Annotated in this window: 11 protein-coding genes; 7 read left to right on the forward strand and 4 right to left on the reverse strand. The window is 73.6% G+C overall.

The window, feature by feature from the left end; genetic code table 11:
* Positions 1-209: 209 nt before the first annotated feature.
* Complete coding sequence (locus SSOG_RS03435; protein ID WP_009712812.1) at positions 210-875, forward strand: CBS domain-containing protein; 666 nt, start codon at positions 210-212, stop codon at positions 873-875.
* A gap of 35 nt (positions 876-910) precedes the next feature.
* Here the strand turns inward: SSOG_RS03435 and SSOG_RS03440 are convergent, their stop codons facing one another.
* Positions 911-1,492: an Rv1733c family protein gene (locus tag SSOG_RS03440; RefSeq protein ID WP_009712813.1), complete on the reverse strand. Its 582-nt coding sequence runs from the start codon at positions 1,490-1,492 to the stop codon at positions 911-913.
* Between the two features lie 246 nt (positions 1,493-1,738).
* Between SSOG_RS03440 and SSOG_RS03445 the strand changes: the two genes are divergently transcribed.
* Positions 1,739-2,458, forward strand: a complete 720-nt coding sequence (locus tag SSOG_RS03445; RefSeq protein WP_009712814.1) for a response regulator — start codon at positions 1,739-1,741, stop codon at positions 2,456-2,458.
* A gap of 62 nt (positions 2,459-2,520) precedes the next feature.
* Complete coding sequence (locus SSOG_RS03450; RefSeq protein ID WP_050799751.1) at positions 2,521-3,480, forward strand: nitroreductase family protein; 960 nt, start codon at positions 2,521-2,523, stop codon at positions 3,478-3,480.
* Here the strand turns inward: SSOG_RS03450 and SSOG_RS03455 are convergent.
* Genes SSOG_RS03455 through SSOG_RS03465 form a run of 3 tightly spaced genes read right to left on the reverse strand, consistent with a single transcriptional unit; the run spans position 3,419 to position 6,455 of the window.
* Positions 3,419-5,131: a sensor histidine kinase gene (locus SSOG_RS03455; RefSeq protein ID WP_050800257.1), complete on the reverse strand. Its 1,713-nt coding sequence runs from the start codon at positions 5,129-5,131 to the stop codon at positions 3,419-3,421. The genes SSOG_RS03450 and SSOG_RS03455 overlap by 62 nt on opposite strands.
* 20 nt (positions 5,132-5,151) lie before the next feature.
* Positions 5,152-5,634 carry an NUDIX hydrolase gene (locus SSOG_RS03460; protein WP_009712817.1) on the reverse strand — a complete coding sequence of 161 codons (483 nt, stop codon included), beginning with the start codon at positions 5,632-5,634 and terminating at the stop codon, positions 5,152-5,154.
* Positions 5,635-5,684: 50 nt separating this feature from the next.
* Positions 5,685-6,455, reverse strand: coding sequence for a methyltransferase domain-containing protein (locus SSOG_RS03465; RefSeq protein WP_009712818.1), 771 nt, complete (start codon positions 6,453-6,455; stop codon positions 5,685-5,687).
* Between the two features lie 85 nt (positions 6,456-6,540).
* On the opposite strand from SSOG_RS03465, the gene SSOG_RS03470 reads away from it, so the two are divergent.
* From SSOG_RS03470 to SSOG_RS03485, 4 genes are all read left to right on the forward strand, one after another.
* Positions 6,541-7,047, forward strand: coding sequence for a winged helix-turn-helix transcriptional regulator (locus tag SSOG_RS03470; RefSeq protein ID WP_039936474.1), 507 nt, complete (start codon positions 6,541-6,543; stop codon positions 7,045-7,047).
* A gap of 72 nt (positions 7,048-7,119) precedes the next feature.
* Positions 7,120-7,632, forward strand: a complete 513-nt coding sequence (locus SSOG_RS03475) for a DUF2267 domain-containing protein (protein WP_009712820.1) — start codon at positions 7,120-7,122, stop codon at positions 7,630-7,632.
* Positions 7,633-7,959: 327 nt separating this feature from the next.
* Entirely contained in the window at positions 7,960-8,637 is a 678-nt protein-coding gene (def, locus tag SSOG_RS03480) for a peptide deformylase (RefSeq protein ID WP_009712821.1), read from the forward strand.
* A gap of 140 nt (positions 8,638-8,777) precedes the next feature.
* The coding region (locus tag SSOG_RS03485) for a GNAT family N-acetyltransferase (protein WP_009712822.1) at positions 8,778-9,556 on the forward strand (779 nt) is incomplete at its 3' end.

Genomic DNA, 9,556 nt, shown 5'->3' on the forward strand with positions numbered 1-9,556 from the left:
GCTCGTCGTGGGCCGCGCCCAGCGGGTCACCGACCCGGCGGCGATACGGCGGCTGGACGACGCCGCGTACACCCCGCCGTGGCCGGGCGGCGGCCGCGATCTGTGGCTGCGCATCGAACCCGAACGCATCACCGGCCGCCGGATCCGGGCGCGCCGCGAACCGGCCTGACAGACGCCGACCGGACACCGACAGACCGACAGGAGGAACCGTGTCCCGGACCGCGCGCATCGTGAGTGATGTGATGACCCATACCGTCGTCGCCGTCGGCCGCGAGGCGCCGTTCAAGGAGATCGTCAGGACGCTGGAGCAGTGGAAGGTGAGCGCCCTGCCGGTGCTGGCGGGCGAGGGCCGGGTCATCGGTGTGGTGTCGGAGGCGGATCTGCTGCCCAAGGAGGAGTTCCGGAACAGCGATCCGGACCGGCTGGCCCAGCTGCGCGACCTCCCCGGTATCGCCAAGGCGGGCGCGGTGAGCGCCGATGAGCTGATGACGAGCCCGGCCATCACGGTGCACGCGAACGCGACGCTCGCCGAGGCGGCCCGGATCATGACCCACAAGCGGGTCAAGCGGCTTCCGGTGGTCGACGACGAGGGGCGGCTGGAGGGCATCGTCAGCCGCGCCGATCTGCTCAAGGTGTTCCTGCGGCCGGACGAGGAGATCGAGGAGGAGGCGCGCCGCGAGGTGGTGGCCCATCTCTTCCCGGCCCCGGGGCAGACGGTCGAGGTGCGCGTGAGCGAGGGCGTGGTCACCCTCACCGGGCATGTCCGGGACGCCGTGCTGATCCCGGCCGCGGCCCGGCTGATCCGTGCGATCGAGGGCGTCGTGGACTTCGACAACCAGCTGACCACCGCCCATCTGACGGGCCCACCGGCCTGAGATCACCAACAGATCGCCAACAGGGGCGGGGCGGCTCAGGTGTGGCGGCGCGTCCAGCGGGGGCCGACCTCGGCCCACGCCCGCTCCCATTCACGGTCCCGGCCGCGGTCCAGCCGCCACCGCACCACCCCACGGCCCATCAGCGACACCAGGCACACCCCCGCCGACGCCGACGCACCGGCCAGCGTGGCGCGGGTCGCCGCCTGCCGCGCGGTGGGCGGGTCGGAGACGAGACGGCCGCGGTCATCGGTCCAGACCGAGGTGGCCGTACCGGCGCGCTTGCCCTCGTCGACCCGGGCCGTGCCGGTGTGCACGACACCGTCGGGTCCGGTCCACCGCACCTCGGCGCGCACCCGGGCGGTGTCCGTACCGTCGGCGGCGGGCAGCGCGGCGGGCGCGTTCTCCATCAGCACCGCGGGCACCCGGTGCCGGTCCGCGCGCTCCTGCCGCAGGCCGTCCGCCACGGCGTCGCCGGTCGCGACTCCCGCCGCGGGGCCGCCGACCACCATCACCAGGCCGGTCACCAGGACCACCCAGGCTTCCACCACGTCCGAGCGGCGTTTGAGGGGATTGCGCCGCCATCGCCACAACCACCGCCCCCGCACTTTCGTGCCCATGATTCAGACCGTGGCACGCGCGCGTTGGGGATACGAGGGCCGTGCAGCCCTCTCCGTCGGGGGCCTTTCGGTCCCGTCGCGGCCGCGCGGGGGCCCGTTCGGCCCTGGTGTGCACGTGGTGGATGCGCCACGCTCGTCTACCGGGGGCCGGGTGGCCGGACGAGCGGGACCGACGAGCGGACGGACGAGCGGACCGACGAGCGGGATCGACCAGCGGACGACGCGGACGAGCGGTGCGAGGGCGCCATGAGCGAGACCTGGGCCGGGACACGGGTGGCTCCCCCCGTGCCCATCAGGGTGTTCCTGCTCGACGACCACGAGGTGGTACGGCGCGGGCTGCACGATCTGCTGGACGCCGAGCCGGACATCGAGGTCGTCGGCGACGCGGGAACGGTGGACCACGCACTGGCCCGGGGCCCGGCGCTGCGGCCCGACGTGGCCATCCTGGACGTCCGGCTGCCGGACGGGGACGGCATCACGGTCTGCCGTGAACTGCGCTCCCGCATGCCGGGGCTGGCCTGTCTGATGCTCACCTCGTTCGACGACGACGATGCGCTGCTGGACGCGATCATGGCCGGGGCCGCGGGCTATGTGCTCAAGCAGATCAAGGGGTCCGACCTGGTGTCCGCCGTACGGACCGTCGCGTCCGGCCAGTCGATGCTGGACCCGGCCACCACCGCCCGGCTGATGAGGACCCTGCGCGGCGACGACACCCCGCAGGAACCCCGGGACGAGGCGCTGGCCGGGCTCTCGCCGCGCGAGCGGGAGATCCTGGCGCTGATCGGCGAGGGGCTGACCAACCGGCAGATCGGCAAGCGGCTCTTCCTCTCCGAGAAGACGGTCAAGAACCACATCTCACGACTGCTGGCCAAGCTGGGCGTGGAACGCCGTATCCAGGCCGCCGTCCTGGCCAGCCACACGTCCCCGGCGCAAGGCCCCGACGCCCGTCCCGCCCCGCCCCGCTGACCCTGTCCCCCACTTCGCACTCCGACCTGCCCTGTTCCCGCCCCGACCATTCGACCGTGTCCATGTGGACCGGCCCGCCCGGCGAGGAGAAGACCATGGAGCCCGCAGTACTGGACGCGGCGACGCTGGAGAAGCTGATCTCCGCCGCCGTCGCCGCTCCGTCGATGCTCCACGCCCAGCCATGGCGGTACCGGCTGAACCCGGACACCGTCACCCTGGAGGTCCGGGCAGCCCCGGAGCGCGGTCTGCGGCAGGCCGACCCCATGGGGCGGGCGCTGTGCGTCTCCGCCGGGGCCGCCGTGTGCAATCTGCGCGTGGCCGTGGCCCACTTCGGCTGGGAGCCGGTGGTGCGGCTGCTTCCGCACCGCTCCCAGCCGGACCTGCTGGCCACCGTGGGGCTGGCCGTTCCCTCGTACGGCGGCGTCGCCCCGCACTCCGACGGCCTGTACGACATGATCTGGCGTCGGCCCGGCAGCCGGTCCCCGTTCCCGGGCCGACGGCTGCCGCCGACGGAGCTGGGCGTGTTCGCCGAGGCCGCGCGCGGGGACGGGGCGACGCTGTACTCGGCGGGCCCGGAGGAGACCGCGCGGCTGCTGCGACTGACCGCGGAGGCCGAGCGGCGCACCGCCGAGGACCACCGCGAGCACGCGGCGACCGGCGGCCGGCCGCCGCGCGAGCACCGCGCCCCGGTGGACGGCCGCCGGCCGACCGCGGTCCTGGAGAGCCGGCCGACGATCGCCGTGCTCACCACCGCCCATGACCGGCGTGCCGACTGGCTGCGGGCCGGTCAGGCGCTGGAACACGTCCTGCTGCTGGCGACGGCGCACGGCATCCGGGCCTCGCTGCTGCACCAGGCGCTGGAGTGGTCCGATCTGCGCTGGGCGCTGAGCGACGGGCGGCGCGCGCCCGGCCATGTGCAGATGCTGATCCGGCTGGGTCCTGGCGTCAGCGGTCCTGGCGTCAGCGGTCCGGAAGCGGAACGGCCCACACCAGCCGGGTGCCACCCTCCCGGGGCGCGGTGAGGTCCAGCCGCCCGGCCAGCTTCTCGGCGCGCTCCGCGAGGTTGCGCAAGCCACTGCGGCGGCCGCCGTCCGGTATGCCGACGCCGTCGTCCGTCACGGTCAGGGTCAGCCGTCCGCCGTGCACGATCAGCGTGACCTCGGCGGCGTGCGCCCGGGCGTGCCGGGCCACGTTGGACAGCGCCTCGGCGAGCACCGCGACCATGTCGTCCGCGACCGGCCGCGGCACATCGGTGTCGACCAGTCCCTCGGTGCGCAGCGCGGGGGTGAAGCCGAGTGCGGGCACCGCCTCCTCGATGGTCTTGGCGGTACGGACCCGCAGCCCCTGCACCGCGGGGCCCGCCTCGTGGGAGCGCAGCCCGAAGATGGTGGAGCGGATGATCTTGATGGTGTCGTCGAGGTCGTCCACCACCCGCAGCAGCCGTTCGGAGCCCTCCGGGTGCTGGACGAAGCGCAGGGTGCTCTGGAGCGTCATCCCGGCCGCGAACAGCCGCTGAATGGCCAGGTCGTGCAGGTCGCGGGCGATCCGGTCGCGGTCCTCCAGCAGGGCGAGCTGTTCGGCGTCGCGCCGCCGCTCGGCCAGCCTCATGGCGATCGCCGCCTGGCCCGCGAAGCCGAGCAGGGTGTCGGTCTCGATCTGGGTGAAGGCGGGGCTGCGTTCCGTACGGGCGAGGGAGAGGACGCCGCCGACCCCGTCGCTGGTGCGCATCGGGACCGCGACGGCCGGGCCGAGGCCGTTCCAGCGCTGGGGGCCGACCGCGATCCGCGGGTCGTTCGCCACATCGGTGCTGGTGACCGGCTCGGACGCGGTGAAGGCGGCACCGGCGAAGGTGCCCTCGCGGGGCAGCACAAGACCGCGGTGCGCCTCGGCGTCGGTGCCGGACGCCAGCGCGACCTGGAGGGAGTCGGATCCGGTGACGGGCAGCATCAGCACGCCCAGGTCGGCGGAGAGGATCCGGCGGGCGTGGTCGACGATCAGCTCCAGCACTCCGGTCTCGTCCACGCCGGACAGCAGGTTGTTGGTGACCTCGGCGTTCGCCTCCAGCCAGTGCTGGCGGTGCCGGGCCTCCTCGTACAGCCGGGCGTTCTCGATGGCGACCCCGGCGGCCACGGCGAGGGTGGACAGCACCGTCTCGTCCTCGCCGTCGAACTCCTTCCCGCCGCGCTTCTCGGTGAGGTAGAGGTTCCCGAACACCTCGTCCCGCACCCGGATGGGCACGCCCAGGAAGGAGTGCATCGGCGGATGGCCGGGCGGGAATCCGTACGAGGCGGGGTGGTCGGACAGCTCGGCCAGCCGCAGCGGCTCGGGGTGGCGGATCAGCTCGCCCAGGATGCCGTGACCGGCGGGCAGCGAACCGATCGCCGCCCTCTGCTCGGGGCCGACCCCGACCGGCAGGAATTCGGCCAGCCGCTGATCGTCGCCGATCACGCCCAGCGCGCCGTACTCGGCGTCCACCAGCACCACCGCGGCCTCGACGATCCGCCGCAGCACCTGGCGCAGATCCAGCTCGCGGCCGACGGAGAGGACCGCTTCCAGCAGGTTGTGCAGCCGGTCCTGGGTGCCGCGCACCGCGTCGATGCGCACCTGGAGCTCCTCCAGCAGCTCGTCCAGGCGCAGCCGGGGCAGGTACTCGGAACTCCTCACGTTCTCCATGCCCACCACCGTGTTTTCCGTCAGCGTGTCCGGGCCGCCCCGTCGAGCAGTTCGCCGAGCCGGTCGAGGAAGACCTGCTGCTTCGCGATGATCTTCGTACGGGCCCGGCCGAGGTCCAGCCAGGCGACCCGGTCGATCTCGGGGAACTCCCGCGTCCGCCCGGATCCGCGCGGCCATTCCATGGCGAACGTGCCGGGGGTGATCAGCTCCGGGTCGAGGTCGCCCGCCAGGGCCCAGACGGTGACCAGCTTGCCGCCGGTCTGCCGTACGGTGCCCAGCGGCCGGAGGTCGCCCGCGGGCGGCGGCAGCCCCAGTTCCTCCTGGAACTCGCGCCGCGCGGCGGCCTCGGGAAGCTCGTCCCCCTCGTACTCGCCCTTGGGTACGGACCATGCGTGCTCGTCCTTGGCGGCCCAGAACGGCCCGCCCATGTGGCCGAGCAGAACCTCCGTGGCCGGGCCCGTCCCGCGGTACAGCAGGATCCCGGCGCTGCGCTTTCCCGTCACAGTGCCAGTGTGCGCCGGAACGCGCGCACTGCCGCGTTCAGCCGCCGCGGTCAGCTCCTCAGGGCGTATCCGAGGTAGGTGACGCGCGGCCGGGCGTCCGGGGCCAGTACGAAACCGGCCAGCGGCGGGATCTGCTCATCGGTGATCCGGCCGCGGCGGCGGGCGACGGTGGCCCTGACGAGGCCGCGCGGGTCCCGGGGCCGGAAGTCGCAGATGTCCTCGTTGCGCAGGCCGTGCCGGTCGAGGGCGGCCGTCAGTTCGGCGGGGGTGCGCAGCCGGGCCGCCGTGTAGCGGCCGGTGGGCATGATGCGGGTGAGCGGGAGGCGCTGGAAGGCGCCGAGGTAGATCAGCCGGGACAGCGGGGTGCGGTTGACGGTGTCGTAGACGAGGACGCCGCCGGGGCGCAGCAGCCGGGCGGCCTCCGCCAGCACCCGGTCGGGATCGGGGGTGATCTCGAAGGTGTCCGCGTAGTAGGCGAGGTCGAACGCGGCGTCCGCGAGGCCCGGTTCCTCGGCGGGCGCGGTCCGGTAGGCGACGGCGGGATGGTCGTGCGGATGCGTCGCGCGGGCGATGCGGGTGGCGGCGGCGGACGGGTCGACGGCGGTGACGTCGAAGCCGAGCCCGGCCAGGCCGCGCGCGAGCAGCCCGCGGCCGCTGCCCACGACCAGCGCACGGCAGCCGTCCGGGGTGCGGCCGAGGGCCGCGAGGGTGCCGCGGACGTACGTCATGCGGCACTCCTGGAAGGCGATGGCCCTGATCTGGCGGCCGTCGACGACGTCGGGCCCGTCTGCGTCCAGCTCGATGCGCGGGGCGGCGGCCATGGTCTACTCCCTCATCCCGGCGGCGGGTTCCCTGAGGGAACTTAACACCCCGGGTTCCCCGAGGGAACTCGGGTAGGGTCGGGGCATGACCCGTACTCCGCTCGCCGATGTGGCCTGTTCGATCGCCCGCGCCACCGATCTGTTCGGCGACGCGTGGACCGCGCTGATCATGCGGGACGTGCTGACCGGGGTCGGCCGGTTCGACGACCTCGCCCATGACCTCGGCATCTCGCGCAAGGTGCTGGCGGCCCGGCTGGCCCGGCTGGTCGAGGAGGGCGTCCTGAGCAAGGAGCGCTACCAGGAGCGGCCGCCGCGCGAGCACTACCGGGCGACCGAGAAGGGCGAGGAGCTGTACCCGGTGCTGCTGGCGCTGATGCGGTGGGGCGACCGCTGGTGCGCCGGTACGGACGGGGCACCGGCCCGCGTCCACCATCTGACCTGCGGCCGGGACACCACCCCCGTCACCGCGTGCGCGCACTGCGGCGATCCGCTGACCGTGCACAACACCACCCAGCTGCCGGGCCCCGGCGGACACACCGGCCCCGGCACCCGGGTCCTGGGCCCGCTGCTCGCCTCCCGCGCACCGGAGTGACGATTCGCCGGGCGTGACCCCGGGCACTCGGCGCGGGGACGCCGGGTAACCCGATTCCGAGGAGCGCCGATCATGCGCTACGAAGAACTGACAGGCCAGGTACAGGCGCGGGCGCAGCTGCCCGACCGGCAGGCCGCCGAGCGGACCGTGCGCGCGACGCTCGAAACGCTCGCCGAGCGGATTCCGGGCGGGCTGGCCGACCATCTGGCGGCGCAGCTGCCCGCCGAGGCCGCCGAGCCGATACGCCGGGTCACCGCCTCCCACGAAGGCTCCCCCGAGCAGCGGGCGCACCACCGTGACCACGGTGAACGATTCGGCCTCACCGGTTTCGCGGGCCGGATCGCCTGGCGCACCGAGAGTACCGAGGAGGAGGCGATCCGGGAGGCGAGCGCCTTCTTCGAGGTCCTGGACTCGGCCGTGGACCCGGAGCTGATGGAGAAGGTGTACGGGGTGCTGCCGAACGACATCCGGGAGCTGCTGCCCGAGGCCCGGGCCGTCCAGTCCGAAGGCGCGGGAGCCGGGGACGCGGGGGCCAGAAGCGCGGGGGCCGGAGAGACGGAGGGCCGCGGCGGCGCGGGCGGCTGAGCGCGGGGCGACGCACCGGCGGCCGCGGAGGTCAGGGCCTCCGCGGCCGCCGGCGGTTCGACTCCGGCCGGGAGCTGGCCGGGGCTGCCGCTCCGCCGTGTACAAACGGGGACAGACACCGCGGAGCGGCAGCGAACCGAGTCTCGGGAGGACCCGGACGAGCCGCGGAGGCGTGGGATTCCCCGGCGGCTCACGGGCGGGTACGGAGCGCGCCCGCACCGCGTTCACCGTTTGTCGGATCGTGAGCATCAGGCGGAGCAACCCCTTTCGGGGACCGTCGAGCGCCGATGGATTGCCCCTGCCCGGCCTCCTTGTCAGGCTGTCCCCATGCCCACCACCTCCCTGTCCGAGCTGGTCGAAGAGCTGCTCGACGGCTGCCGTCCGCTCCCCATCGTCTCCGCCGGCCTCCCCGTCCTGCGGCAAGCGGCCCTCCCCTACGACGGTCAGCTGCCCGACGGTCAGTTGGACCGGCTGCTGCGGGCGATGCGCGAGACGATGCACAACGCGCCCGGGGTGGGGCTGGCCGCTCCGCAGATCGGCGTGCCGCTGCGGCTCGCGGTGATCGAGGACCCGGCCGAGGTGGCGACCGAGGTGCGCGAGGCGCGCGGCCGGGTGCCGCAGCCGTACCGGGTGCTGGTGAATCCGTCGTACGAACCGGTCGGCGACGCCCGGGCGGCGTTCTTCGAGGGGTGCCTGAGCGTCCCCGGCTGGCAGGCCGTGGTCAGCAGGCCCGAGCGCATCCGGCTGCGCGGGCAGGACGAGACGGGGCGTGAGCTGGACGAGGAGTTCACCGGATGGCCCGCCCGGATCGTCCAGCACGAGACGGACCATCTGGACGGGGTGCTCTATCTGGATCTGGCCGAAACCCGCTCCCTCTCGTCCGCGCAAGCCGTCGCCGACCACTGGTCGCAGCCCACCCCGAGCGCCGCGGCCCGGTCGCTCGGCTTCCCGCTCCCCGGGGATCACGGGCCCGAGGGGCGCCGGGGGCCGCGCGGCACTCCATAACACCTCACCGTTCGACCTGCGGCATGTTTTCGTCATCGGCTGGCAGTCATCGAATCATCACGCGGACACTGTGCCGTTCGGAGCCGGAGCAAGAGTGGTGTCGTCACCGCTCCTGACGGTCCCCTGAACGGAGAACAGGAATGTCCGTGCTCACGACGTCCCCGGCTGCGGCCTCCACGAGCTCGTACGTCACCTCCATCGCCCATACCGAGGAGCAGATCCACGCCGCGCAGCGACTGCGCTACCAGGTGTTCGGCGAAGAGCGGGGAGGCGTGCTGACCTCCCCCTTCCCCGGCCGTGACGTGGACGAGTTCGACGACGTCATGGACCACCTGATCGTCACGGACACCGCGACGGGCACCGTGGTCGGCACCTACCGGCTGCTGCCCCCGGGGCGCAGCGAGCGGCTCTACTCCGACACCGAGTTCGATCTGCGGGGGCTGCCCGAGGACGTGCGCTCCTCGATGGTCGAGGCGGGCCGGGCCTGTGTGCACCCCGATCACCGCTCCGGCGCGGTCATCAACCTGATGTGGGCCGGTCTCGCCCGCTACGTCCTGCTGTCCGGCCACCGCTACCTCGCGGGCTGCGCCTCGGTCCCGCTCGGCGACGGCGAACAGGCCGCGGCCAACGCCTGGCTGCTGGGCACCACCAAGCACGCCGCCCCGCCCGAGCTGCGGGTCCACCCGCTCGACCCGTGGGCCCCGACGCAGACGCTGGACGCCCGGCCCAACTACGCCGAACTGCCGCCGCTGCTCCGCGGCTATCTGCGGGTCGGCGCCTGGATGTGCGGCTCCCCGCAGCACGACCGGAGCTTCAACGACGCCGACTTCTTCGTCCTGCTGGACACGGAGCGGATGAACGACCGCTACCGCCGCTACTTCCCTCGGCGAGTCCCGGTGACCGTGCCGGGTGAGTGTCA

Source organism: Streptomyces himastatinicus ATCC 53653, assembly GCF_000158915.1.
Taxonomy (GTDB): Bacteria; Actinomycetota; Actinomycetes; order Streptomycetales; family Streptomycetaceae; genus Streptomyces; species Streptomyces himastatinicus.

Excerpts from the sequence above, each read along its gene's own strand:
- SSOG_RS03465 (WP_009712818.1), bottom strand. The coding sequence starts at position 6,455 with ATGGCCGCCGCCCCGCGCATCGAGCTGGACGCAGACGGGCCCGACGTC.
- SSOG_RS03445 (WP_009712814.1), top strand. The coding sequence starts at position 1,739 with ATGAGCGAGACCTGGGCCGGGACACGGGTGGCTCCCCCCGTGCCCATC.
- SSOG_RS03455 (WP_050800257.1), bottom strand. The coding sequence starts at position 5,131 with ATGGAGAACGTGAGGAGTTCCGAGTACCTGCCCCGGCTGCGCCTGGAC.
- SSOG_RS03470 (WP_039936474.1), top strand. The coding sequence starts at position 6,541 with ATGACCCGTACTCCGCTCGCCGATGTGGCCTGTTCGATCGCCCGCGCC.
- def (WP_009712821.1), top strand. The coding sequence starts at position 7,960 with ATGCCCACCACCTCCCTGTCCGAGCTGGTCGAAGAGCTGCTCGACGGC.
- SSOG_RS03440 (WP_009712813.1), bottom strand. The coding sequence starts at position 1,492 with ATGGGCACGAAAGTGCGGGGGCGGTGGTTGTGGCGATGGCGGCGCAAT.
- SSOG_RS03450 (WP_050799751.1), top strand. The coding sequence starts at position 2,521 with ATGTGGACCGGCCCGCCCGGCGAGGAGAAGACCATGGAGCCCGCAGTA.
- SSOG_RS03475 (WP_009712820.1), top strand. The coding sequence starts at position 7,120 with ATGCGCTACGAAGAACTGACAGGCCAGGTACAGGCGCGGGCGCAGCTG.